At 69.8% G+C, this 24833-nt stretch carries 18 protein-coding genes and 3 pseudogenes; 9 read left to right on the top strand and 12 right to left on the bottom strand.

What is annotated here, in order from left to right; translation table 11 throughout:
* Nucleotides 1-6: 6 nt before the first annotated feature.
* The 6 genes and pseudogenes from NAEX_RS51375 to NAEX_RS38130 all read right to left on the bottom strand — a co-directional run bounded on the left by NAEX_RS51375 (nucleotide 7) and on the right by NAEX_RS38130 (nucleotide 8449).
* The gene (locus NAEX_RS51375; protein WP_170136354.1) at nucleotides 7-1401 is read right to left on the bottom strand and encodes a Cas10/Cmr2 second palm domain-containing protein; all 1395 of its coding nucleotides are present in this window, start codon (nucleotides 1399-1401) and stop codon (nucleotides 7-9) included.
* 57 nt (nucleotides 1402-1458) lie between these two features.
* A complete protein-coding gene (csb2, locus tag NAEX_RS38115; RefSeq protein WP_275937658.1) occupies nucleotides 1459-2337 on the bottom strand; it encodes a type I-G CRISPR-associated protein Csb2 in 879 nt (292 codons plus the stop codon).
* Nucleotides 2280-2939 (bottom strand): annotated as a pseudogene (csb2, locus tag NAEX_RS53375) (type I-G CRISPR-associated protein Csb2); the annotation flags it as partial. The gene csb2 (NAEX_RS38115) and the pseudogene csb2 (NAEX_RS53375), both read right to left, overlap by 58 nt.
* A complete protein-coding gene (gene cas7g / locus NAEX_RS38120; RefSeq protein ID WP_096332380.1) occupies nucleotides 2936-3940 on the bottom strand; it encodes a type I-G CRISPR-associated RAMP protein Csb1/Cas7g in 1005 nt (334 codons plus the stop codon). The pseudogene csb2 (NAEX_RS53375) and the gene cas7g, both read right to left, overlap by 4 nt.
* Nucleotides 3937-6066, bottom strand: a complete 2130-nt coding sequence (cas8g1, locus tag NAEX_RS38125; protein ID WP_096332381.1) for a type I-G CRISPR-associated protein Cas8g1/Csx17 — start codon at nucleotides 6064-6066, stop codon at nucleotides 3937-3939. Before cas8g1 ends, cas7g begins: the two co-directional genes overlap by 4 nt.
* The gene (locus NAEX_RS38130) at nucleotides 6059-8449 is read right to left on the bottom strand and encodes a CRISPR-associated helicase/endonuclease Cas3 (protein ID WP_096332382.1); all 2391 of its coding nucleotides are present in this window, start codon (nucleotides 8447-8449) and stop codon (nucleotides 6059-6061) included. Before NAEX_RS38130 ends, cas8g1 begins: the two co-directional genes overlap by 8 nt.
* Nucleotides 8450-8638: 189 nt before the next feature.
* On the opposite strand from NAEX_RS38130, the gene NAEX_RS38135 reads away from it, so the two are divergent.
* Complete coding sequence (locus NAEX_RS38135; protein ID WP_096332383.1) at nucleotides 8639-10069, top strand: SAVED domain-containing protein; 1431 nt, start codon at nucleotides 8639-8641, stop codon at nucleotides 10067-10069.
* A gap of 8 nt (nucleotides 10070-10077) precedes the next feature.
* Here NAEX_RS38135 and NAEX_RS38140 read toward each other — a convergent pair whose 3' ends face one another.
* The 3 genes from NAEX_RS38140 to NAEX_RS38150 form a co-directional block, all read right to left on the bottom strand.
* Complete coding sequence (locus NAEX_RS38140) at nucleotides 10078-10722, bottom strand: RNA polymerase sigma factor (RefSeq protein WP_096332384.1); 645 nt, start codon at nucleotides 10720-10722, stop codon at nucleotides 10078-10080.
* Between the two features lie 33 nt (nucleotides 10723-10755).
* On the bottom strand, nucleotides 10756-11202 hold the full coding sequence (locus tag NAEX_RS38145; RefSeq protein ID WP_096332385.1) for a hypothetical protein: 447 nt from the start codon (nucleotides 11200-11202) through the stop codon (nucleotides 10756-10758).
* Between the two features lie 90 nt (nucleotides 11203-11292).
* Entirely contained in the window at nucleotides 11293-14277 is a 2985-nt protein-coding gene (locus tag NAEX_RS38150) for a serine/threonine-protein kinase (RefSeq protein WP_096332386.1), read from the bottom strand.
* On the opposite strand from NAEX_RS38150, the gene NAEX_RS38155 reads away from it, so the two are divergent.
* Genes NAEX_RS38155 through NAEX_RS51380 form a run of 6 tightly spaced genes read left to right on the top strand, consistent with a single transcriptional unit; the run spans nucleotide 14276 to nucleotide 17561 of the window.
* A complete protein-coding gene (locus tag NAEX_RS38155; RefSeq protein ID WP_096332387.1) occupies nucleotides 14276-14932 on the top strand; it encodes an SMODS domain-containing nucleotidyltransferase in 657 nt (218 codons plus the stop codon). The two genes, NAEX_RS38150 and NAEX_RS38155, sit on opposite strands and share 2 nt — an antisense overlap.
* 36 nt (nucleotides 14933-14968) lie before the next feature.
* The gene (locus NAEX_RS38160) at nucleotides 14969-15292 is read left to right on the top strand and encodes a transposase (RefSeq protein WP_096325681.1); all 324 of its coding nucleotides are present in this window, start codon (nucleotides 14969-14971) and stop codon (nucleotides 15290-15292) included.
* 11 nt (nucleotides 15293-15303) lie between these two features.
* The gene (locus NAEX_RS38165) at nucleotides 15304-16299 is read left to right on the top strand and encodes an IS3 family transposase (RefSeq protein WP_211302334.1); all 996 of its coding nucleotides are present in this window, start codon (nucleotides 15304-15306) and stop codon (nucleotides 16297-16299) included.
* Nucleotides 16300-16358: 59 nt separating this feature from the next.
* Complete coding sequence (locus NAEX_RS38170; RefSeq protein WP_096332388.1) at nucleotides 16359-17141, top strand: hypothetical protein; 783 nt, start codon at nucleotides 16359-16361, stop codon at nucleotides 17139-17141.
* A complete protein-coding gene (locus NAEX_RS38175; RefSeq protein ID WP_096332389.1) occupies nucleotides 17142-17357 on the top strand; it encodes a hypothetical protein in 216 nt (71 codons plus the stop codon).
* 57 nt (nucleotides 17358-17414) lie between these two features.
* The gene (locus NAEX_RS51380) at nucleotides 17415-17561 is read left to right on the top strand and encodes a hypothetical protein (RefSeq protein ID WP_170136356.1); all 147 of its coding nucleotides are present in this window, start codon (nucleotides 17415-17417) and stop codon (nucleotides 17559-17561) included.
* Nucleotides 17562-17927: 366 nt separating this feature from the next.
* Here NAEX_RS51380 and NAEX_RS54070 read toward each other — a convergent pair.
* From NAEX_RS54070 to NAEX_RS38190, 3 genes and pseudogenes are all read right to left on the bottom strand, one after another.
* A pseudogene (locus NAEX_RS54070) lies at nucleotides 17928-18170 on the bottom strand (tyrosine-type recombinase/integrase); the annotation flags it as partial.
* Between the two features lie 95 nt (nucleotides 18171-18265).
* Nucleotides 18266-19360 (bottom strand): annotated as a pseudogene (locus NAEX_RS54780) (helix-turn-helix domain-containing protein); the annotation flags it as partial.
* 197 nt (nucleotides 19361-19557) lie between these two features.
* Complete coding sequence (locus NAEX_RS38190; protein ID WP_143141626.1) at nucleotides 19558-19761, bottom strand: hypothetical protein; 204 nt, start codon at nucleotides 19759-19761, stop codon at nucleotides 19558-19560.
* Between the two features lie 301 nt (nucleotides 19762-20062).
* On the opposite strand from NAEX_RS38190, the gene NAEX_RS54785 reads away from it, so the two are divergent.
* Both NAEX_RS54785 and NAEX_RS38200 read left to right on the top strand, forming a co-directional pair.
* The gene (locus NAEX_RS54785) at nucleotides 20063-20488 is read left to right on the top strand and encodes an IS66 family transposase (protein ID WP_096332392.1); all 426 of its coding nucleotides are present in this window, start codon (nucleotides 20063-20065) and stop codon (nucleotides 20486-20488) included.
* A gap of 94 nt (nucleotides 20489-20582) precedes the next feature.
* The gene (locus tag NAEX_RS38200; protein ID WP_096332393.1) at nucleotides 20583-23681 is read left to right on the top strand and encodes a WGR domain-containing protein; all 3099 of its coding nucleotides are present in this window, start codon (nucleotides 20583-20585) and stop codon (nucleotides 23679-23681) included.
* Nucleotides 23682-24833: the final 1152 nt, after the last annotated feature.

A 24833-nucleotide genomic window follows, 5' to 3' on the forward strand; every position in this document is an offset into this window, starting at 1 on the left:
CCTGGTTCAACGGGCGGTCGTCGAGGCCGCGGCGCGCGGATCGGGCGCGAGGAAGTGCAGGAGATCGAGGTGATGCGCGCGCGGGCGGTCGCGCACGACAGCCTTGGCGTCGCGCCAGTCCCGTCCAATCGCGTCGTACCAGGCCTGCCATTCGGCGTGTCGGGCGACCTGGTAGCGCCACTGATTGCCGAACTCGTGACAATCGTCGGCCGGCTCGTCGAACAGCAGCGAGCGCTGCGAACTCGGCACCCGGGCGAGCGCGGCGGCTTCGCGGATAGCGCGGACCCATGGCTCGCCGAAGCCGAGCGGTTCACGGCCTCCGCGACGGAGAGACGGCTCGATGCGGGAGGCGTCACCGGCGGTGAGGACCGCGAAGTCGATCGCGGAGCGCGGGCCCTTTAAACGGCAGTGGCGCTTGGCCGACTGCTCGAGATCGTGAGCGTGCTCCATGAGTCGCTTGGCGGGCAGGTGCGCGTCGGCGAGGACGACGCCGACGCCGACGCCGAAGCGGTCGAATCGGTCGCGGAAGGGGGGCCGGGCGGCGAGGGCGGCCGCCCTCCGTTCGAGCTCGGGGATCAGGACGTCGAGGTAACGAAGCACGAGAAATTGCGGGAGGAACAGGCGGATGTCGTCGCCGCCGGTGGCGAGCGAGACGTGGCGGCCTTCAATCGCGCGACTGGCCGCGGCGTGCGCGTCGGAGAAGACCTGCTTGAGCGCCCCGCTGGCCCGGCGGGTGTCGTCGAGCGTGCGGAGCTCCTCGAAGAAGGCGCCGAGGTTGTTGCCGTCGAGGGAGAGCGCGGCGACGTACTGACCGTCCGGGACGAGATCGAGGAGCGACTGGATCTCCTCGCCGGCGCTGTCACTCGCCAGGCGCCCGCGCTGGGTCATGGCGTGACAGCGCGGGCAGATGCGCTCGCCGCGAGCGTCCCGCTGCTGAGACTCGTAAACGGCTTGATACCCGCCGCAGTCGGCGCATTGATCGCTCTTGCGCGTATAGGCGGCCAGATAGCCGCGCCCCGGGGGGCGCGCGGCGTCGGCGAGCAGCTTGAGGCGCTGTCGTAGCCAGAGCAGGCTGCCGGCCTCGTCGCGCCGGTCGAGGGGCACGGCCGCGGTCGAGAGCGGGCCGCCGAAGGTCTGCTCGGCGTAGTGCGCTTCGAGCAGCCGACAACGCGCGGCCGCGGCGTCAGGGCCGTCGAGGAGCTCGACCCCGCGGCCGCCGCCGGCGAAGACCGAGACGGTCGCGGTCGCGGCGGCGTAGCCGTCGAACCGGGTGATCGTGCCGCTCGCGCCGAGCATGGCGAGCGGTCGATTGCTGGCGGTGATGAGCTCCTGAATCCCGTGGGCGTCGTAGCCGACGAGCCACGGGTCGGCGAACCCGCTGAGGTCGATGCGGTCGGACATGGGAGGTTTTCGGCAGTGAGGCCGTCGACCTTCCAGTCGTTCGTCGCCGGCGATCGATCAAAAGTTTTTGTCGATGACGGGGCGAAAGACGCCGAGGCCGAAGTGGGCGCCGTAGCCGAGAGCGATCGGGCCGGCGATCGGTGCGGCGAAGCGGAGGCGGGCGCCGTGGGCTGCAGCGCCGCCGGGTACGGGGGCGCCACGGCGGCGGGCGTTGCGGTAGCGGTGCAGACCTCGACGGCGGGCCTCTTCCGGGGAGAACATCTCGACGGTGAGGGGCTCCTCGCGGAGGACCTCGCGGCAGAGCCAGCGGATCTGTTGCTCGGGTGTGTCGCGGAGCTCGCCGCGGCGGATCTTCGGGCAGCGGGGCGGGATGAACGGGGTGACGGTCTCCCAGGTGTCGCTGCGGCCGAAGAGGGCGGGCAATCGCTCGAGTCGATCGCGCCGGCCGAGGGCGACGAGGGTGGGGTAGGTCGGGTGGCTGCCGAGCCCGTGGAGCTCGCGCAGCGACTGCAAGGCGCGTACGGCGGCTGGATCGAAGCCGCCGGGGGCGTAGACGGTGACGTGATCGATGAACCCGCGGGCGTCGGCTTCGGGCAAGAAGTAGGCGTGGCGGTGGCCGGTGAGCGGAGCCGCGTCGTCACCGTGACCGATCAGCGAGGGGGCGTCGCCCGGGGCGAGGGCCCCCAGCTTGCTGAGCAGCGCGGCGCGCAGCTTCTCGGCGACCCAGAGGGTCTTCTCGGCGCGGAGATGGACGGCGCTGTCGAGGACGAAGCGGGCGAGGTCCGGGGCGGGTGGGGCGAGGGGGCTGGGCGGTGGGCGGTGCGGCGCGGGGACAGGGGGTCGCCGTCGAAGGTGTAGTCGACCCAGCGCGCGCCGGGGGGGCTCGACCAGCCGTCCTTGAAGAGCGCGTCGGTGTCCTGATGGAGCGCCTCCCAGACGTCGGCCGGCAGCGGCAAGCGCTTGCGTTGCTTTGGATCGAGCGCGGCGAGATAGCCGTCGCGCCAGGCGCGGTACTCGTCGGCAGGTCGTGGCGCGAGCAGGCGAGCGCGGTGTTCGGACGGCTCGTGGGCGGCGGGCCGGGCGATCACGTCGCTCGTCGCAGGGGGGCCGCAGAGCCGCGCGTGGGACCAGCTCTCGGCCCGGCCCAGGTAAGGGATGGCCGTGAGGATGGCAGCGAGGAGCTCGCGCTCCGCCGCGTCGAGGTGTACCTCCGGCCAGGTGACGACGAGCTCCGCCGGGCGCTCGAAGGCGTAGAAGGCGTCGAAGACCTTGGTGGTCTTGTCGTCGGCGAGCGGCATGTAGTGCCGGAGGTGGCTCGCAGCGGCGCGGGGGAGGTGATAGTGCGGAAGACCCGCGAATCGCAGGAGGAGCGCGCGCACGCGCTCGGCGGGGAGGGCCTCCCGGTGAGCGGCCGAGAGCATCGCCCGCAGGAGTCGCCACGGGGACGGCGGCCACTCGACCGTGCCCTCGTTGACGTGGTGATCCCAGCCGGTGGCGTGATAGCGGCCGGCGAGGAGCTCGAAGGCGACGGCGATCACTTGCCCTTGCCCTTCTTCTTCGCGCCTTCGGCGGCCTCGGGCTTGGCCTTCCCCGACTCTTGATAATGGGCGACGGTGACGGCAGGAGCGGCGAAGAGGCCGGCCTTGGCCACGGCGGCGATCAGCTCGGGCAGCACCTCGGCGACGACGCCGAGGCCGGGGAGGTCGTAGCCATCGGGGCGGGTGACACGGACGGTCGTCGCCTCGAAGTCGCAGGCGGTGCGCAGGCGCAGGCCCTCGGCGAGGAAGCGGCGGATCTTGAAGACGGCGAGACCGAACAGGAGCCTCTCGAGGTCGGCGCCGAGGCGGTAGCTGCGGAGTTGCGCGAGGTCGAGGTTGAAGTAGGCCGTGATTGAACCGGCGGTGTACTCGTCGCGGTGATAGGGCACGTTGCCGAAGCCGGCGTCGGCGCCAGCGCCCGAGGCGTCCTTGCCGGCGTGGACGCGGTCGTTCTTGACGCCCCCGCCGCTGACGACCCGGACGTCGCGGGCCTCGATGAAGCCGCTGAGCGCCCGCGGGAGGCGGAGGACGCCGGCGATGCTCTCGAGGAAGACGCCGTGCAGGAGGCAGCCGGGGTCGTACTTGCAGAGGGCGCGCACGAACGTCTGGCGGTCGAACGGCTGGCCGGAGACGTACCCGACGGCGGCGCGGATGGTGTCGAAGGCGTCGCTCTTCTCGATGTACACCGAGTTGAGGCGGTGGGCCTCGAGCAGGCTGTTGGTGAGCGCCTTGCCGTCGCGGACGACCTTGACGTACGGCAGGCCGCGCAGGGGGGCGACGAGGTCGTCCTCGGCGTCGTCCCAGACCGCGGACTCGAGGCGGTTGGCGACGGACTGCGCGGACTCGACGAGGAGCATCTCGGTGCCGCGCTCGTCCGGGAGGCGATAGGTGGCGGCGCCGAGGTCGGGGAAGCCGGTGGGCTGGAAGCGCGTGCCCTGGATGGGCCGCAGGTCGGCTTCGAGGAGCAGGCGCGGGGCGGAGGGGAGATCGAGGCGGGTCATGGTGTGGGCTCGGGCGCGGAGAGGTCGCGGAGGTGACGGGGGACGAGGAGCGAGAGCAGATCGGGGAGCGCGTGGTGAGACAGCGGGAAGGCGAGGGCGGCGGCGACGCGCGCCGGCGCGGGGACGACGAAATCGCTGGCCGGGACGGCGACGCCGTAGCCGCGGAGGCGCCGGCGGGCGAGCTTGGCGGCGCGGGCGAGATCACCGGCGCACGCGCGGGTCAGTAGGCCTGGGGTGCGTCGCGCGGCCTGTCCCGGAGGACACCAGCGGAGCGCGAGGGCCAGGAGGGCGAAGCTCGACGGCGGGGGCGTTCGCAGGCCAGCCGGCGCGCGGTGGGGGAGGCTGTCCCAGTCGAGGAGCGAGAGCCCGCGCGCGAGCGCCTCGAGGCGCGCGTCGTCGGTGCGGCCGTCGATGAAGGCGGCGAGGTCGCCGAGGGCGGCGAAGCAGCGTGGGTGACGGCTGTCGTCGAGCCGGCCCAGGGCGGCGTGGCTGCGCGCGTCGGCCTCGTCGTCACGCGTGGTCCCGCCGTCCTCGATCTCCTGGCGTAAGAGACAGGCATGGAGGTTGCGGAGCAGATCGGCGTCGGTCCAGACGACGCGAGCGTCGTCCGCGTCGGTCCAGGCTCCGCCGCGCACCGGGACCAGCCGCGCGCGCAGACCAGCGCCGGCGAGCGCGGCGGCCAGGCGGAATTCGAGGGAGCCGTCGTCGGCTCGCTCGAGCCACAGCGGGGGCAGGCGGGGGACGGGCCGGGCTTCGGCGTGCTGGCGCGCGCGGGCGAGGGAGGCCTCGACGTCACCGAGGGCGATCAGCACGGCCTGCACGGCGGAGGGAGCTGCGCTGCGGCAGAGGTCGAGGAGCGAGGTCTCGAGGCGGCGCGAGGCGCGACGCAGCGACGCCGGAGCGCCCTTGGCGGTGGCTCGGCGGCGAAGGTGCGCGAGCCAGGCGTCGAGCGGCGCGAGCAGATCGACGTGCTCGCTCGGGCGGTCGGGCACGTGCCAGCGGCCGAGCGGCGTAGCCAGGTAGGAGAGCCCGTTGCGGACGTGGAAGCCGTAGCGGACGAAGCTGTCGATGCCGCGGGCCACGCCGAGGTTGGTGACGGCGCGAGCGAAGTCGACGCCGGTGACGGCAGGGCGGCTCGAGAGGCTGCCAGCCCGGCGCAAGTCGACCTTGGCGCGGCCCTCGGAGAACAGGGCTCGTAGCTCCGCGAGGCCGGCGGGGTGCTGCCAAAGCGGGAGCCACAGCTCGTCGCGCGTGTCAGCCTCGTCGGACATGGAAGCCGAGCCGTAGCCGACGCTGCTGGCGCGGACGGTGAACGGGAATGTGAGCGCGTCGGGCCCCGCCGACTCGAGCTTGCGCGTGGCCGCCGCTGCGAACAGCACGGCGCCCTCGAGCATGAGGACGTAGTCCCACGGGTTGACCAGCGAGTCGCGGTCGAAGCCCGGGCTGGCGTTGGCGCCGCCGGCCTGAGCCGGCGCGAACTGGCCGATGGCCTTGTCGCGCAAAAGGCCGTGGGTCGGCTCGCCGAACAGCGCCGCCCGCAGCGGCGCGGGGGTGGGCACGGTTGCGGCGAGGAGCAGCTCGGCGAGCCGCTGCATGTGATTGTTGGAGAACTCAAGCCGGCCGTCGTTGCCCCCGGTGCCGAGGAGCGGCGGGAAGTCGAGGCCCGCGTCGGTCAGGACCAGGGCCGCGTCCAGCCAGTCGAGCGCGGAGTCGGGGAGCTCGCTGCGGAGGTGCTCGACGAGGTCCTTCTTGGCGTCCTTGTCGGGCTTCTGCTGCAGGCCGAGCCGATCGAGGACACGCCGTACGGCGACGAGGGTGTCGCGGTAGGGGCTGAACCGGGCGGCGGTCGAGGTCGAGATCGCCTCGATCCCGGACTGTTGATCGCTCGGGTAGAACCCGCTGCCGCCGTTCCAGGGTCCGACGAAGGGCGTGGGCACGTATCGTCGTAGGAAGAACTCGACCAGCTCGTCGGCGGACAGCGTGGTGGTGAGGACGAAGGCGTCGCCGCGCCAGCAGCCGCGGGCGTTCGGATCGGCCTGCTCGGCGACGAGGCGAAGGACGCCCAGGGCCTTGAGGTAGTGGGCGAGCGGTTCGGGGCGGCAGCCGTCGAGGTACAGCTCAGGCATCCATGGACTCCTCGGGCTGATGGCGCATTGTGCCGCGGGCGTCGGCTACGCGAATCAGGGTCTCGTAGAAGGCGAGGCGAAACGGGCCCAGGCGGTCGCGCAGCGCCAGCACCCGGGATTGCCAGCTCGGCTGGTCGCCGTGGGCGCCGAGCTCCATCGCGTCGAGCCGCAACGTGACGGGCGAGGCGAGGACGCCGCCGCCCAGGTCGGCGCCGGGCATCGGCTCGCCGTCCCAGACGCCACGGGCGAACCGCCGACCGGGCTCTGCGGGAGGCTGTTCGTTGGGACATGGCCGGATCGACAGGCGAACCTTGCCGTGGTGAGCGGCGACGAGGTAGGCGCCGAGGTCGTCGTCGGGGTGATGGACGAGGTACGCGAGGGCGCTCGCCAGCTCGTGCCGGAACCCGCGCCGCTCGCAGCGCGCGCCCCGAGGCTGGTCGCTCTTGGCCCACGGCCCACCGGCGTGGCGGAGATCCCCGGCGGGGAGGTTGGCGAGGAGCATGCGCTGAAAGGCAGGGTGAACCTTGCCGAGGTCGTGCCAGCGAGCGGCCCGCTCGAGCAGCTCCCACGGGTGCTCGCCCCCGAACGCGTCGGCCAGCGCCCGCAGTTCCTCGGCGACGTCCTGAGCGTGGCGTGACAGCAGGACGTAGTCGCGGCAGCCCGCGGTCCAGCGATCGGCGGCGTCATGATCTTCGGGCTGGCCGGACGAGGGGCGCAGGTCGTTCGCGCGATGCGCCGGGTCGCCGGTCCAGCCCAGCGCGGGGTCGTAACCGCCGACGTGGAGCGGCAGGAGCAGGGTCATCCCGGGGACCGGGCGCTCCTCCAGGTGCCAGGCGCCGTCTTCGCTGGACCAGCGGAAGGCGGCGGCGCGCCCGGCCTTCTTCAAGAAGTCGCGGAGCGCGACGACACCGACGCGCACCAGCTCGCGCTCGTGGAGGGCGGGGGAGTCGGCAGGGGGCGGCGCGCCGTCGTGGTCTCCGGGCCACATGCGAAAGGCCAGCTGGACGTCGACGTCGTCGCTGTCGCGCACGAAGCGGGCGATGTCGAGGTCGTGTCCGGCGAGATCGGGCTGGGTGTCGAAGAGCTCGAGGAGGTCGCGGCGGCGCAGCGCCGGCGGCGTCGGGGCGGCGACGTCGCGCGGGAGCCCGGACAGCGCCTCGGGGCCGACGTCGGCGAGGGCGGCCAGGCGGGTACGGGCGTGGTTCAGCGCTTCGCTGGTATAGGGCGCCGCGAGCTCGTCGGGGACGTCGATCCAGCGGACCTCGGCGCGCTCGTACTCGCCGGCGCGGTTGCACCGGCCGAAGCGCTGGACGAGCGAGGACCAACTCGCCAGCTCGGTGAAGAGGAGCCTGGCGTCGAGATCGACCCCGGCCTCGATGGCCTGCGTGGCGACGAGGATGCCCGTCCAGGGCCGGTCGTCCGCGGGCTGCAGGACGGGGGCCTGGTGCGCCGCTCGATCGGCGGGCCGGAAGCGGCTGTGGATCAGCGCCACGCGCCCCGAGGCGCGCCGGCGCAGCGCTTCGAACAGCGCCTGGGCACGCGCGACACGATTGACGACGACGAGGGTGAGCGTCCCGTCCTGATGCGCGGCGAGGACCTCGGCGGCGAGCGCCTGGGTCCCGGGGTCCTTCTTCGTGACGCGGATGTCGCTGCGAACGAGCCGCTTGTGGGCGCGGAGGCGTCGCGCGAGACCCGGGGCGCGCCGATCGGCGTCGCCGAGCCCCAGGGTGGTGAGCGGTCGCTCGCGCAGGTCGACGGTGGCGAGGCTGCCCTCCGCGAGCGTGGCGCTCATCCACAAGGTGCGCGCGTCCAGTGCGGTGCCGAGGCGCTCGCGCAGCCCCTGGAGCTGCGCGGTGGTGGTGAGCCCCACGCCCATGAGCTGGACCTCATCGATGACCCACAGGCAGTCGTTGTGCAACAGGGCGAAGTGCCAGGGCCAGCGGTAGCGGCTCATGGCATAGCCGCGCGCCAGGGCGCGCGAGAGGAGCTGATCCTGGGTGCCGACGAGGACGACGTCGCGCTCCGGGTGGAGGTCCCAGCCGTGCTCCACGGCGCCGCCCATCAGGCGGAAGACGTGCTCGCGAGCCGGGAGCCCGGCCCGCTCGAGCCAGGCGCAGGCGTTCTGCCAGGTCTGGTCGACGAGCGTGCGCATGGGCTGACAGAAGACGAGTCGTCGCGGGCTGCGGAGCCGCGTGCCCTCGTCGGCGAAGCGCCGCCGCCACAGCCAGCCGAGCACGGCGGTCGCGGTCTTCCCGGCGCCGGTTGGGACGGACAGGATGTCCGGTAGCTCCGGCGCGAGAGCGAGGGCCTCCTGATATGGATAGGGCGGCCGCCCCGTGATGGACTGAAACCAGGAAGTGAATGTCGCTCGAGACTGAACCACGCGAGCTCCATGCAGGAGGTTCTCATGGACAGTCGCGCGCTCGAGCGGACCCGATCATATCCGTGGTACTTCGATGGATGAGACTTTACGCCGTTAGTCACTGTGATCGGGTCGCTGGCTGCTGCGACCAGTTCTCCACCTCGATGCGAGCGATCACCGTGGACGCCGCCGAGGAGATCGGAGAGCGTCATGAGCCCAGTCCGCCACATCATCCTCCACCTCGACGTCGCCACGGATAACCTCGTGCCGATCGACGCGGTCCGGGCTCGCCTGCCGGCCGACGCCGAGGTGCGGCCCTATCGTATGACCGAATTCGGCGCAGAGCGCTTCCCCGAGGGCGTTCGGACCGATGGCTGGCACCGCTGGGCGCGCAGCTTCGACGCCATGCTGGCCCGCGCGCGCGCCGAAAGCCCCAGCGACGAATACCAGGTCGAGTACCACGTCGTGGGGCGCGGAGCGCTCCCGCTGGCCGCCTATGCGGGATTGGCTCTGTCGGGCAGCGCGCGGGTCACCGTCCACAACCCCCGCAAGCGCACGACGGCGTTCGACTCGTTCCGGCTCGAGCAACCTCGCGCGGCGCCGTCCGAGCAGCCGTTCTTCTCGGTCGAGCGCATGCAGCGCGGCGGCTTCGACACGGACGGCGTGGTCGCCCTGTGTATCGGCTTGGGGCAGGGTTTCAGCGAGGGGGTCGTCGTCGACTTTCTCCGCGGTCAGGGGAGTGGGTGCTGTGCGCTGGTCGAGCTCAATGCGAGCACGGAGGAGCAGGTCGTCCTGGACGAAGAGGCCGCGCCCGCGGCCATGTGGCAGATCACCCGCGTGTTGACGGAGCTGCACAACCGGTTTCCGCGCCGTCGCGGCGTAGCCCTGTTCTGCGCGGGGCCGTTGTCGCTCGCGGTCATGGCCGGCTGGGCGATGCCGAACTATCTGCGTCCGATCTGGCTGCCGAATCACGACAGGACCGCGCAGCCCCCTGTGTACCGCCCTGCGCTCAATTATCCGCAGGCTGGCCCGAGGCGGATGAGGCCGAGGATCCTGATCCTCTCGGCGAGTCCGCAGAACGAGGCGGCAGTCGACCTCCAGACGGAGCTCCGGCTGATCGAGGAGACGCTCACCACGGTCCGAAATCGCTGCGATATCATCAATTTGCTCGGATTCCGCGGCCGCGATCTGGCGGCCGAGCTGCAAAGGTCGTCTCCGGACGTCGTCCATGTGCTGTGCCACGGAACCGACAAGAGCGGGCTGGTGGCGGTGCATCCCGGGACCCTAAAGGCGGCCGAGATCATCAGCAGAGAGGTGGTCGAGGCGTTCGAGCACGCCGAGCTGCCGCCGCGGGTCGTCATCCTGCACGCCTGTCACTCCGCGGCCACGGCCGAGGCGCTGACGCGCCACGTCGATACGGCCATCGGCGTCGCGCGGGCGATCGCCCAGAAGAGCGCCGCCGAGTTCACGCGGGAGTTTTATGGCGCACTCGCGGCGGGCTACGACGTGCGGCGCGCCTACGATCGCGCCAAGCTGCACCTCGGGATGGAGGCGACGCCCGGTGTCGAGGACATCGAAGCGTTCTACGCCGCCGGCGGTGATCGGGGAGCGTGGATCCCGTTCCCAAAACCGCGGCTGTGAGACGCGAGCTACTCCGGCGTGCGGTTCATGCCGGCGCGGATCTTCCGCGCCCAGCCGTCGAGGTCGGAGAGCGTGCTCGCCAGCTCCTCCGGCGAGCCGGCGAGCTGCTCGAGCCGCTCGGTGAGCTGGCGCCGTGCGCTCTTGAGGCGGCTGCGGACAGTGCCCTCCGGGATCTCGAGTACGCTGGCGATCTCGGAGCCGCTCAGCTCTTCCCAATAGAAGAGCTCGAGCAGCTCCTGGATCTCCAACGGCAGCGTTCGAAGGCCCTCGAGCAGGAGACGCGCTTGCTGACCGTCGGCGACGATCGAAAACGGGCTCTTGGCGAGATCGCGGGCGGACACCTCGTCCGAGCTGGGGGTCACGCCGGCGAGGTGCTTGCGGTGGTGAGCGCGACGACGACAGTGATCTGCGAAGACGTTACGCGCGACCTTCAGGATGAAGGTCTTGAAGGACGCTTCGCCGCGGAAGGTCTGCAGGCCTTGATGGCAGCGCAGGAAGGTGGCGCCGACGAGGTCATCGCATTCGTCGGAGCCGGCCTTATTGTAGAAGTAACGACGGACGACCGGGAAGTAGCGGCGGTACAGCTCCTTGCCGGCGGGCTTGTCGTCTTGTTGCCAGCGCTGCAGGAGGAGCTCGTCGGGCAGGTCGTTCATCAGATCCTGTGTACCATGCCGCGCACGCCCTCGCTATCCGCGGCGGGAGGGGATCGGCAGCTCGCCGCGGCGCCGGATCTTGACCTTGATGATGCCGGCGCCGCTCTGTTGGGCCTCGCTCCTGGTCGCGGGGCTCGGCGCCGACGACTCGGCGAGCACCGACATCACGGCCATCACCACGTCTTTGGGCGCCGTCGCGTAGGTTGTGACGCCGGAGACGGCGCCGCCTTCGCTCCGCGTCCACGGCCCCGTGAGGCCACCCGACGAGTCCACCTCGAATACGTACACATCGCGGTCTTGCCCGCCATGGGCGAAGTCCGGGACGTAGATCTGCGTCTGCTGGTTCTCGTCGAGCTCGACCAGCACCTCCTCGTCATAGGAGGTGAGGTCGATCCCCGCGTAGGCCATGTCAATTGCTCCCGAGGAGTCGATGGAGGCGGCCAGCTGCAAAGGGTTGGTGTTCACGAGGTTGTAGCTCATCGGTGTCTTGCTCTCTTTCGTCGTACAACGTGGATCGAGCCGCCACGCCGGCGGCGTGGTGACGAGGCGAACATTGAGTGTCAAGAAGGGCTAACGGCTGCGCTCGGGTGGCCCGAGCCGGACGAGTGCGTCGCTGTAGAGCCTGCGGGCCGCCTCCAGCGCGGGATCTTCCAGGCCGTCGGCGATGGCGAGCGCGCGGGTCAGGGATCCGCGAGCGGCTCCCCGATCGAGGTCGCTGTATGCGAGCCCGCGGTTTCCGTAGATGCTCATCCCCAGGTTCGTGAATGCGAGCTCGTGCCGCTCGATCTGGGCGGCGAGCGCATCCAGACGCGACGCGGCCTCGGCGTTCTGGCCGGCTGCGTACAGGGCATACGCGGCGTTGTTCCCCATCTCGAGCGCCTGCTGCGAGGCACGCCCCGGCAGACGCTCTGCGAGCGAGGCGCCGCGCTCGTAGAGTTTCGCGGCCTGCACGAACTCGCCGCGCCCGAACGCGATGTCTCCGAGGACCGAAAGGGCGGCGACACGGTCGGAGTCAGGGCGGTCCGGCTCCGCGAGCGCCTCGAGGTGGGCCAGGGCGACGGATGCATGCCACTCGGCGGCGGCCGGTCGCTCGTCGTCGAAGAAGAGCCGCGCCAGCAGCGTGTCGAGGACCGCCACGTCGCGGCTGTCCTCGCCATAGACCATACGAGCGACGGCGCGCGCGGCCTGGGCGGTGGCTGCAGCGGATTCAAGCGCGTCCTGGTCGTAGAGCGTGAGGGCGAGCTCGCGACGGACGCTCACCGTGAGCGGGTGGCGCTCGCCGAGTTGACGCGACACCCGCCCGAGGAGCGCGAGGTATTGCGCGGCGAGCTCGTCTTCGTTGGTATCCGACGCCTCCGCGCGCGCGGTCAGCCTGTTTAGCTCGATCCGCAGCGATTCGGCCGAGCCGTCCCCGAGCAGGGCGTCGATCAGCGCCAGCGCCTCGTCGTGGGCGGCTTCGGCGGCCTCCGGCTCACCCGCGAAGCGAAGGACCAGGCCTCGCGCGTCAGCGAGCTGCGATCGGCGCCACGGTGGATCGCCGAGTCGATGCACGAGCGGGTGCAGCAGCGCCTCCTGACGCAGCGCGAGCGCCGTGTCCTCGAGCACCTCGGCGGCGAACTTGTAGAGGAAGAGCGCGGCATCGAGGGCGACCATGAGGTCGCCGTCGCCGAGCGCGAGGTCCCGGGCGCGCTCGAGGACAGGGCGCGCTCCGGGATCGTGCAAGAGCCCGAGGACGCGGCCCCGCTGCAGCTCCGCCTCGGCGAGCAGGCCCGCGTCGCCGGACGCCTCGGCTTCCTGCCGCGCTTCCTCGGCGGCGATTCGTGCGAGCCGCAGCTTGCCGGCCCTTTCGGAGGCCCACGCTCGCGCCAGGAGCCCGCGGACGTGCCGGACCTTCGCGGGCGAGGCGTCTGAGGGGGCCACGCCCGCGAGGGAGGTACATCGCGCGAGCCGCTCGTCGAGATCGAGGAGATGGACGTCGAGGTTGGCGAGGAGGTCGGTGGTCGGCCGCGTGAGCTCGTCGGCGAGGGCAGACAGGCTCGCGCCATGATCGCGGAGGCAGGCGACGCGGGGCTGGCTGGCGCTCTCGCTCTCGCCGGCGCTGCGGCAGAGGTCTTCGCTCGCCTGGTACCAGGCGCCGACGTGTCGCATCCACCGGAGCTCAAATCGTGACCATAGGTGGTCGGGCGCCGAGAGTCTGGCCGCCGGGGAGGTCGCGCCCGCTCGCGCGAGGCTCGCCGTTTGTTGCAAGTGCGCGGCGTCGGCCTGGAGCGCGCGACAGGCGTCCGTGGAGGGATGAGGCGCGCAGAGCGGCCACAGGAGGACCGGGGTCAGCGCGAGCCAGCGAAGTGGTGACGGCTTTGCCGCATCCCTGAGCTGGCGCAGGAGCGCGTGCATGTCGTCGAAGCGACGCGCGGGCACGAACGAGAGCCCGCGGCGAAGCGTTGCCCGGATGCGACGAGGGATACGCCGGGAGCCGGCGAAGTCCGGCTCGCCGGCGGCCATCGCCGCCAGGAGCTCGGCGGCGGTGTCGCCGACGAAGGGGCGGACTTCGTAGAGCGACTCGTAGAGCGCCCGGCAAAAGCTGAACTGATCGCTGCGCGCCGAGACCTCCTCGCCGCGGAGCTGCTCAGGGGCGCTGTAGTTCAGCGTGCCGACGATGGTCCCCTCGACCGTGAGGGAGGCTGCCAGCGCCCCACCGGCGCGGTCGCCTTCGATGGTGCCGTCGACGCAAGCGAGCCCGAAGTCGATGACCTTGACCTGCCCATTTTCATCGATGAGCACGTTGTCGGGCTTGAAGTCGCGGTGGATCACCTTGACGTCGTGGCTCGCGGCGAGGCCCTCGCCCGCGGCGATGAAGACCTCGACGATCTCCTGCCAGCGTCGCGACCTCGCGCCGAGCCAGGCAGCCAGAGTTTGGCCGCGCACGAGCTCCATGACGACGAAGACCTGGGCATCCGAGACCTCGACGTCGTAGACCTGGACGACGTTCCGGTGGCGTACGGCGGCCATCGCCTGCGCCTCTCGCAGCATCCGCCGGCGCCGCCGGTCGAGGTCCGCTCCCGCCCCGAACTGCATCGTCTTGACGGCGACCTCGCGGCCCAGCGCCGGATCAAAGGCCCTGTAGACGCGACCCATCCCGCCGACGTCGATCAGGTCGCCGATGGTCCAGCGCCCGAGCATCAGCGGCGTCTCCTCCTCGCCGAACAGCCGCGCGCCGACCCGGTGGAACTGCCGCTGAGCGCCGCCGCCGCCCGCGACGGGCGGCGGCGGCGGGAAGAGCCCCTGCAGGTCGTCGTCGTCGTCCTGCGTGCTGCTCACAGCGTCGAGCATCCGCGGCGTCGCGCGGTCGGTCAAGCGTCGGTGGGGCATCGAGCGTCCCCTACAGTCGTTTGTCGCGCGTCCTCGATCATGGGCGCTTGTCGATTTTTTTTGCCGGGCAGCCCCGACGAGGCGACCGCGAGCGCCGTCAGTCGTTGTGTGATGTCTCTCAGGGGGAAGCCGTGGCGCCGCGTGATCGAGCGGGGCGAGTCCGACGACAGGTTCGGAGGCAGCCATGGAGCTCAACTATCGATTCCGCAGATTTCTCGAGCAGATCCGTCCGAGTCAGGGCCAGCTCCGCGAGTTTCGTCGGGCGCATCTGGAGCTGAGCCGACGCTTACGGGCGGACCCCGAGCTGGGGAGGTATCACGTCGCCACGTTCCTTCAAGGGAGCTATCGCCGCTCCACGGCGCTGCGGCCCCTGGCTGGCGGCGAGGGCTCCGACGTCGACCTCGTGTTCGTCACCAACCTCGACCCGGTGCGCTACGGGCCGGAGAAGGCGCTCAGGCTGCTGCGGCCGTTCCTGCAGCGACACTATGCGAACGTACGGGCGCAGGGCCGGTCGTTCCGCATCCAGTGCGACGAGGTCGACCTCGATCTCGTCCTCGCGTCCGCGCCGTCGCGGGTCGACTTGCAGCAGATGCTCGCAGAGGCTCGCGCCGAGCCGCTTGAGGAGGGCTTTGAGCCGACCGAGGCCGAGCTGAGCGCATGGAAGACCGAACCGCTGCTGATCCCCGATCGCGAGGCCGATCGCTGGCGACAGAGCCACCCCCTCGCGCAGCTGGCGAGCACGCGAAGCAAGAACGCGCGCTGCAACCAGCACTTCCTCGGGGTGGTCAAGGCGCTCAAGTGCTGGAAGTGTACTGCCTCGGCTGGCCCGCAACGGGCCTGAGTTTTGGTAGAGGAGAGGCGTGGCCAGGAGGCCCGCATGAAGAAGCAAGAACGCCGACACTTCACCCCCGAGCAGAAATCCAAGATCCTGCGAGAGCACCACCTCGACAAGGTGCCCGTGTCGGACCTGTGCGAGAAGTACAAGCTGCAGCCCAGCGTGTTCTACGGCTGGCAGCGGGCGCTATTTGAGCGCGCGCCGCAGGTGTTCGTCGAATCTCGCACGACGCCGGCGGAGACGGTCAAGCGCGAGCTCGGCGAGAAGGTGGAGCACCTCGAGGCGAAGCTGGTCAAGAAGGACGCGGTGATCGCCGAGCTGTCGGAGGCGCTGGTTGACCTAAAAAAAGAGCTTGGGGAGCTCTGAACGGCCGCTGGGTGCCCCATGAGACGCGGGACGAGGTGATCGACTTCGTCACCGACTGGTCGGAGAAGACCGAGCTGGCGCCGGCCCGCTTCGCGGGGTGGCTGGGGATCCAGCGGTCGCAGCTGACGCGCTGGCGCGAGCGGTACGGCAAGGCCAACGAGCACAACGGGAAGATCCCGCGCGACCACTGGATCCTCGACGCCGAGCGCCAGGCGATCCTCGACTTCTTCGACAAGCACCCACTCGAGGGCTACCGACGGCTGACCTACATGATGCTCGACCAGGACATCGTCGCCGTCAGCCCGGCGACCGTCTACCGAGTCCTGAGCGCCGCTGGCCGCCTCGATCGCTGGCAGCGCGGTCCTTCGAAGAAGGGCACTGGCTTCCAGCAGCCTGACGGCCCGCACCGCCACTGGCACGTCGACATCGCCTACATCAACCTCGCCGGCACGTTCTACTACCTGTGCAGCGTGCTCGACGGCTACAGCCGTTACATCGTCCACTGGGATCTCCGCGAGTCGATGACCGAACGAGACGTCGAGTGCATCCTGCAGCGCGCCCGGGAGCTGTTCCCCGGGGCGCGGCCCCGCATCGTCACCGACAACGGCCCCCAGTTCATCGCCCGCGATTTCAAGGAGTTCATCCGCGTCGCCGGCATGACCCACGTCCGGATCTCACCCGGCTACCCGCAGTCCAACGGCAAGCTCGAACGCTGGCACAAAACCTTCAAGTCCACGGCCTTACGGCCCGCAGCGCCATCGACGATCGACGAGGCCCGTCGCGTCACCGCCGACTTCGTCGAGCACTACAACGCCCGCCGCCTCCACAGTGCCATCGGCTACATTGCGCCGGTCGACAAGCTCGCCGGCCGCGAAGCTGCGATCTTCGTCGAACGCGACCGCAAACTCGAGGCCGCTCGAGAGCTCCGCCGTCAACGCCGAGAACTTGCTCGCCGACACCAAACCCACCATCATCCCAACCAGACCTGCCCACCCGCAAGTCCGTAAGCCGCACCTCCCTCGGTTGCATTCACGCTGAGCCAATACAGAAGGTCCACTGCCCGGGCATGCCGGAGCACCCGCGGAGCTACCCGCTCGAGCGGCTAATCGAGGAGTATTGTCCAGACGACATCGAGAGCGTCGCGGAGGGAGTGATGCTGACACTCGAGGAGATCGTGCGGTGCCATGCGGCGGGCGGAAAGCCGCGACTCCAGGCCCATCGGGTCCGTCAGAGCGACGTATTGGCGAAGACCTCCGATGCCGATTTTGCACAGTTCGTCCGCTGCGCCGCGGCGTCCGCCGAGACGGCACGCCGCGCCTTCGAGGCGACGGATGAGGCCGATAGCGCCGCGGCCTGGGGTCGCCTGTTCGGTCCCGTCTTCCCCAGCGGATGCGCGGAGGAGCCGCCGGACCAGCCGGTGGCCGAAGAGGCGCATGGACGGGTGAGCGCGGCGAAGTCGACGGAGGGACTCGTCGCTCAGATCCTCCGGGAGCGACACGTCGTGCTGTCGGGCTTGGAGAACCTACGGAAGCTCAAGCACGCGCTCGATCAAGCGATCCAGCAGCTTGGCGTGCGGGTGGAGTGGGACCCCTCGTCCCCGGCGGAGCTCCGCGATTACCTCGGCGTGATGACCCTGAGCGCGCTGCATTACGGCTTCATCGGCGGCAGTGCTGGTTTGCTGATCGGGGCGTTATTCCGCGATCCGGAGTTGGGGCTCAAGGTCGGCGGCGCGCTCGGCCTGGCCTATGGAGCCGGTCACGGCTATTCGAACGTGCGCAAGGGCTGGCGCCTGCGCAGCTGGTACGACGCCGCGGGCCTCGCATACGTCGAGGTCAAGGTCCTGCCCTGAATGAGCGGAGATATCATGGCATCCCTCACAGTCCCCCAAGCGTTCGATCAGTTGCTCCGCGGCCTCGAGCTGACGGAGCGGGAGCAGAGCGAGGCGACGCGGCAGTCGAACGCCCTGCGCGACAAACTCCGCGCGAGCCTTGCGATCTCGCACGACTTCCTGAGCGGGTGTACCGCCGGCGGACGGCAATCCGACCGCTCAAGGATATCGACCTGATGCTGGTGCTCGACGAGGGGCAAGCACCGCTCGCTGCGCGCCGAGCCGCCGCAGAAGATGCTCGCGCTGGTGCATGACGAGCTGGCGCGGGCGTACCCGAACGCGGGCCCGCCGCGCCTGCAGGGGCGGTCGGTCAACATCGATTTTTGCGGCACCGATATCGGGTACGACGTTCTGGAGCACCTGCTGACGGAGGGCGTTTAGACCGACAGCGCTTCATGTGCTGGCGCTGCCTCCCTCACGGGAGGCGAGCTCACCCGCAGCGAGCGAGGGCGTATGCGAGCGTCCGCGAGTCAGCGCCCGGGGTAGACGCAAGCGTTTGGCGTCGTCGACCGGACTGTGATGCCGGGCGGCGTCGCGCCCGGTTGCCAGGACGTTGCCAGAACGGCGGGAATTTCCAGGAAGACGCGGGACGGGCAGAGACGGCGGACCCCCCGCCAAACGGCCGAATTCGCGGAGATCGAGGGCAACGGCGAATTGAGGGGCGTTTGAGCGGAAGGCACGCGCGTTGAAGGTGAAGACGTGGATCTTGCCTTTGTCCTGCGTGTTCATGGGAATTCCCGCTCGGGCCTACGTCGCCGGCTCGAGCGAGCCGACGGGCGAGGGGTCGAGTGCAGCCACGGCGAGCGCGGCCATTTCCACGTCCTGGATGTGGACGTAGTCGCGCATGGTCGTCTCCAGCCTGGAGTGACGCGCGAGTTTCTGCAACGCCAGCGGGGGCACGCCAGCCCGCGCGGCCAGCGTGAGCGCGGTGTGCCGGTGCATGTGCGGGCCCTTGGGCGCAACACCCGCCTGTCGCTGGATGGCCTGGACGCGAGTGCGAGCGTGGTCTCATTGCAGTGCGTCCAGCGACCGGCCCGGAACCGCGAGATGACGAAGCGACAACGCGATCCCGCCTCTGCGTGGAGCTCGCGCAGGGCCCGCATCAGGACCGGCGCCATCGGTACCGCCCCGATTTCGCCCTTGGGCGAATCTTGCAGCAGCCCTCGGTAGACATTGCGCTGGATCAGCACGGTCCCACGGTCCCAGTCGATATCTTCCCACATGAGGCCGGTGGCCTCGCCGATCCGGAGCGCCGCCTTGCTCAGCAGCGGAAGCAGGACGTGGGACTCTTTGGATCGCGCGAGCGCAGCCTGTAAGATGAGCTCGACCTGAGCCGGCGTATACACTTCCTTGGGCCGGCTCTTCACCTTCTCCCAGGACATGTGGGGGACCGCTTCCTTGGAGATCTTGCCCCACTCGGCAGCCATCCGCACCATGACCAGCACCTTGGCGCAGGTCAGGTTCCGGTATGCCGTACCGTGCCCTTTCACCTTGAGCGCGCGTCTCAAGCGGGAGATCGCTGCGGCATCAACTTGATCCAACGGGCAATCTCCGAGCGTGGGCGCGATGTGCTGGTGCCAGGCGGCATGGTAAGCGTCCTGAGTGCCGGCCTTGAGGTTCGGTTCGACGTGCTCTTCGAGGAACGTCGGCCAAAACATGCGGAGCGTCATCGTTGGGGGCATTTGGTGGGGCAGGCTCCCGCGCGGGGTCCTGACTGACTTATCCTCCTTCTCCGCTGCCTGCGTGGACTGGCCGAGGTCCCTCAGGATCTCGTGAACCTGGCGCATGCCCCATGCCCTCGCTGTGTCCGAGTCCATCCCGTCGGGCGCCAGGAGGCGTCGACGAATGGGTCGGTTGGGTGTGTGAGGGTGGGGGAGCATGATGTCCACGTGCAGCCGCTTGGGGTCCTTGAGGTAGGGGCGGATGGTGATTCTCACCTTGGGGTGTCCTTCTCCGCCGTCGCCCTCGATCTCCTGTTGCTGCACCCACTCAAGCACACTCGCGGCTCGGTAGGCAACCCGGCCCCCTGCCTTGAGGAAGGCGGGTCCACGCCCTGAACTCCGCCAGTTCGCCGGAGTCCGGGTGGAGATCCGCAAGACTTGCGCGGTCTCCGCAGGGGACATGAATGGCCTTAATCCAGAAGGCTCTGGCGAGACTTGCTGCTCTTCTCCTCTACCCATCTTCCACCTCCTTGACGACAGTGCGGATGCATTGGATTGTTGATGATCCGGGGCATTCTCGCGAATGCTTATTTCCCAGAGGTGAAATCGTAGATTCGGCAATCGTAGTAGATGTCGAGCAAGTCATGGTCTTGAAGCCGACTCGGCTGGGCCATGTCCTGTCTTCACCACTTCCTACTCCCTCCATCACTCGAGGTTCATTTCTTCCGGATGCTCAGGCCAATGCCGATACCGCACAGCACCCCGAGCGCTCCCGAGACGGCGGCGCAGGCGAGGGCACGGTTCTGGTCGGCGATGCCGAGCCGGTGCAGATCGGCGCGGGGCTGGCGGAGCTGGTCGGAGAGCGCTCTCGCCTCCGCCCGCGCGAGCTCAAGGGCCTGCTCGATGTTCGAAGTCGCCATGGCCTTCACATCCGCCCCTTCGGCCGAGAGGCGGCCGCGAGCGCGAGACCCAGCGCGCCGGTGACGACCGGTTCTCCTCGAGGCCGATGGCGATCGGGCCCTTCGTGATGTCGGCGACGACGGTGATCAGGCACCTCGGGCAGCCGTTCATGTCGATGCACAGGTCCCCGCAGCCGTAGGCCCGCATCAACCGGGTGTGCATGCCGGCGTCGGGGTCGCCGATGACGACGAGTCGCCGCCCGAGCGCCACGGGGCTCGTTCTGCGGCGGCCTGGAAGGCGGCGGAGCGCTCGCGGTGGCGGATGAGAGCCGCGGTGCACTGGCGCCGGTGGCTGGCTACAACTGGGCCTCGGGCGTACGGTGCGCGGCAGCGCGTCCCCCCAAGAGCCGATCGAGCTGTACGCGATCACGCCCCCACCATCACTGAGGAGGATCACACGCCGCTGCACCGCCAGGGAGGCATCTACGCCCGCGATGGCCTCGAGCTGTCGCGCTCGACGTTCTGTGGCTGGCACGAGCAGCTCGTTGACCTCGTCGAGCCGCTCGTGGACCGACGCGACCGGCGTCCTCGTGCCCGCCGAGGAGCATGGGGGCCCCGCGGAGGAAGACCAAGACGGCCGACTTCCGCTTCAAGCGCCCTGATGGAGGTCGGCACCCGGCCACACAGGCGACGTTCAACTTCCTACGCTTCGCGACGCTCGTTGCCGTCGCGGGCTGCCGGTGATTGACAGGTGAGCTCGCAGCGGGGTAGCAAGGCTTCATTTCTTGGGGCGAAGGCGGGGAGTCTGCTCGCACAGAGCCCGTGGGCCGAGGAGAGGTCGGATGCGCTCGTTCCTGTTTCAGGACGGAAAGTCCAACAAGTTCTGGGAAATCGGCGTCGAGGGCGAGTCGACGACAGTGCGCTTTGGGCGGGTCGGGACGGCCGGGCAGACGCAGGTCAAGTCGCACGGTTCCGGCGCGGCGGCCAAGAAAGCTGCCGAGGCGCTCATCGCCGAGAAGGTGAAAAAGGGGTACGCCGAGGTGGCCGCGCGCGCTGGCACGAAGGCGGCGCAGAAGCCGGCGAAGGCCGCTGCCACGAAGCCGGCGAAGAAGCCGGCGAAGGCCGCTGCCACGAAGCCGGCGAAGAAGCCGGCGAAGGCCGCTGCCACGAAGCCGAAGAAGCCGGCGAAGGCCGATGCCACGAAGGGGGCGAAGAAGCCGGCGCCGTCCGAGGCTGTTTCCTCGTTCGTGCCGCCCGACGAGCGGCTGGCGAAGCTCGACCGGAAGCAGCTCGCGGCGCGCCTGGCGGAGGAAGAGGACGAGTATGCCCAGCTGCGGCTCCTCGAGGCGGCGATCGAGCCCCTGCTCGCGGACGCCTCCGACGTGCGCGGCCTGGCGTATGCGCTGCTTTGGGAGCTGTGGGCCAACGGCTGGCTCGCTTCCAGGACGCTCGCGCCGGCGGTGAAGCGGTCGCTGCTCGCCAATCTCGCGGAGGGAGTCGAGGACGAGCAGCGGACGCTGGCGGCGTGCGAGGTGCTTCACCTCTTCTCGTTGGTCGACGAGCCCGAGCTGCCGGCGGGGTATCGCGAGCTCGCCGACAAGGACTATCGCGGGCTCGCCGGCCGCACGCTGAAGGAGCAAGAGGCGGACGGCGAGCGGGACTCGACCGCGCTCGAGACGGCGTTCCCGGGGTGGCCGAAGCACCTCGACGAGATCGTGGTGCGGCTGGGTGCCGATGGCCTCGCAGCGCTGACGCGAGAGCCAGCGTTCGCGGCGCTCCCGGCATGGCAGAAAGACGGCGTCAACGCCGTGATGCGCCGGCGTGGCATTCGTACGATGGAGTTCTCGTGCAACATGGCCGCGCGCCTCGCGTTCGAGTTCCTTCACAACGGCTTCGGCGTGCAGCGCTCGACCGACGGTTGGACGGGCCGTTACGTGACGATGACGGTCGACGGGGAGTGGCGCGACGACGTCCATCTGCCGGTGCATGACGGACGGTTCGGGCCCGAGCTCTTCCGCTACGTGGAGCTGTTCGCCGACCGCGAGAAGTGGGCGCAATCGTTGCTGTGGTTCGCGCTGTCTCCGCCCGCGGGCACGGGTGGGCCGGAGAGCTTCTCGAACCTCGTGCCGGCGCTGGACATCGCCTCGCCGGCGCAGCGACGAGCGCTGATGGGCCGCTATGCCGACAGCACCGACGATCTGCTGCGCTTCGCTACGGTTGACGAGCTGCTCGCGTGGGCGACGGGCGACGCCGAGGATGAAGACGACACGCTGCCCGAGCGCTGCGCGCTGCCGGCGCTGGTCGCCGCCGGGCGCCACGAAAGGCCGCTGCCCGAGCCGATCGTCGCGCGCGTTCTGAAGAACAAGTGGTGGCGGCTCGACGGATACGGTCGACTGTCGCGCGACCCCGCGACCTGGGGCACGCCCGAGGGCCAGGGGCTGCGCGCGACGAAGCATTACATCGAGCTCTTGCGCCGTCTGCCGAGGGACCGCGCCAAGCGGGTGCTGCTCGCGCGCATTCAGGGCGAGAGCGATTCGGCGCTGATCGCCGGGCTGTTCGACGACGAGGTGCTCCGGGCGGTGGTGGCCGCGCTGCGCGCCAAGCAGAAGCCCGACGCGATTCTCCTGCCCTACGGCATCGCGCTCGTCGGCGAGGCGGCGATCGAGCCGCTGCACTCGGCGTGGACGACGTTATCGCCGAAGGAGAAGGCGGCGGAGATGGAGATCCGCATGGCGCTGGTGTACGCGCTGGCACGCGCGAAGGAGTGGCCCGAGGCGCTGGACGCGGTCCTCCAGTTTCACGGCTGGGGCGATCAATGGCGTGACCCGGTCCTCGGCGGGTACGGACACGCGGACGTGTTCTTCCGGCAGGAGGTGCAGCCGGCGCTGCACGAGGCGATCGGTAAGCTGCCGCCGGCGCGCCGAGAGGCGGTGCTCGCACGCGGGCTGGAGAGCGCAGCGCCGGCCAAGCTGCCGCCCTTCGTGCGCACGCTGCCGCTCGTCGCGTCGGTGCCGGCGCTGCACGAGAAAGCCGTGCGTAGCCTCATGGCCTGTGAGCACAGGCTCGACCTCGAAGAGTGCCGCCGCTACATCGACACGTTCATCGAGCGCACACCGCCCGCGGAGCGCGAGCGGATGCTCGTCCTCGCATTCTCGCTGCCCGGCAAGCGCAACCAGGAGCTGTGGTCTCAACTCGTCGACGAGGAGCGCTATGCCGAGTTGAGCAGCGGTGTTGGTGCGGCGCCCGCGGTCTCGACGAAGAAGGACGACGTGGACCGTCTCCTCGAGGTGGTCGCGGCCAGGCGCTGGCGCGGCAAGATGACGACCATCGCGGCGCTGCGCTCGAGCGAGCAGACCGACGACACCTACAACCAGCGCCACGGCGTGCCTCGCGGCGTCGACGAAGAGACGTGGCCCGTTTTTGCCGCGAAGGGCGAGCCGATGCAGCACCTCCTCACCCTCGATCTCGAGACGCTGCCGGGGCTGAAGCCGCTCTTTCCCCGCTGCCGCGCGGTGGCGCTGTTCGTCAGCAGCGCGATGCACCACGAGGCCTGGGAGCCGGACAACGACCACGTCGTCGTCGTGCGCCTCAGCGAGAAGGACCTGCAGAAGAAGCCGCTCGCGCGGCCGCTCGCGCGGCCCGTGGCGGACGCGCAGGGGTTCGAGGTGGTCACCGTGAAGGTCCCCGCGACGATCTTCGATGACGAGCTCGTCGAGCGCCTGGACGACGAGGAAGACGAGGAGGCGCAGGACCTCGGCGAGCTGCGGAAGGCCGTGTATGCGCTGCACGCCCGCGCGCTCGGCGAGCCCATCTGGCTGCAGTCGCCCGAGCCTGCCGGCCGCTTCGTGATGCAGCTCGACGAGGCGTTCCTCAGCATGAATCTCGGCGATGCCGGGGTGCTGTTCGTGTTCGAGAAGACCGCGTTCTTCCAGTGTCACTGAGGCGGTGAAGAGGCCGGTGCGAAGAGCGATGACAAGGTAGACGGTCGCCGGGCTGACGGCGACCATGTCCTGGTCGAGCACCATGGAGGTGAGCCGTCGATAGCCCTCGAGTGGGTGCTTGTCGAAGAAATCGAGGATCGCCTGGCGCTCGGCGTCGAGGATCCAGTGATCGCGCGAGATCTTCCCGTTGTGCTCGTTGGCCTTGCCGTGCCGCTCGCGCCAGCGCGTCCGCTGCGACCGCTGGATCCCCCGCACGCCGCGAAGCGGGCCGGCGCCAGCTCGGTCTTCTCCGACCAGCCGGTGACGAAGTCGATCCCCCTCGTCCCACGTCTCATGGGGCACTCAGCGGCCGTTCAGAGCTCCCCAAGCCCTTCTTTTAGGTCGACCAGCGCCTCCGACAGCTCGGCGATCATTGCATCCTTCTTGACCGTAACTGTACGACGAACCGCGTCATGGTGCGCCAAGGAAAGCCTGGCAAAGGAGGAAGCAAGGAAGCAGAAACCTTTGAAAGTGACCCTGTGCGGGGGACCTTGACCCCGCCCGGCCGAGGCCGAGCTCTAGCCGGAACCGAGTGTTGCGCGAGACCCGGAAACGGAAACGCGAAGCGTACACAGCAAGCACATGGGCCGTGTATTGAGCCCCGAAAAGGTTGAGGTGGAGGAGGCCGACGCCCTCACGACGGCGGAAGGCAGCACTCCCCGGGCTGAAGGCTCGGTTGTTCCCGGGAGCTCCTCCGGGGTCTTAGACCACGGCACGTGTGCAATGGGGTCACCCAGGAACTCGGGAGGTCCGGCTGTCCCCACAGACAGGTGGTACGGGCACGCGAGGGCAACCACAGCGCGAGCCGGCGTCGCCGGCGATGACCTCTCCAGCGTGCGGACGATCGCGCGGATCCTCGAGCGAGCTGGCGAGGTCGTTCCGCGTCGGCGCCCATCGCTTCGAAGCCGGCCAGGCGAGGCTCCCCAGACCAGAAGCCCGGCGATCTGTGGACGGTCGATTTCAAGGGCTGGTGGAACGCCAGCGATGGCGCCGGCTGCGAGCCCTTGACGGTGCATGTCGCTCCTGTGGAGCACGTCGAGTTCCGGCAGCGCGCCGGGCTCGCAGGCCCGTAAACGCGCCGGCTCGGCGTCCATGCTTCGCGGCCTCAGGCAA

Source organism: Nannocystis exedens (genome assembly GCF_002343915.1).
GTDB lineage: Bacteria > Myxococcota_A > Polyangia > Nannocystales > Nannocystaceae > Nannocystis > Nannocystis exedens.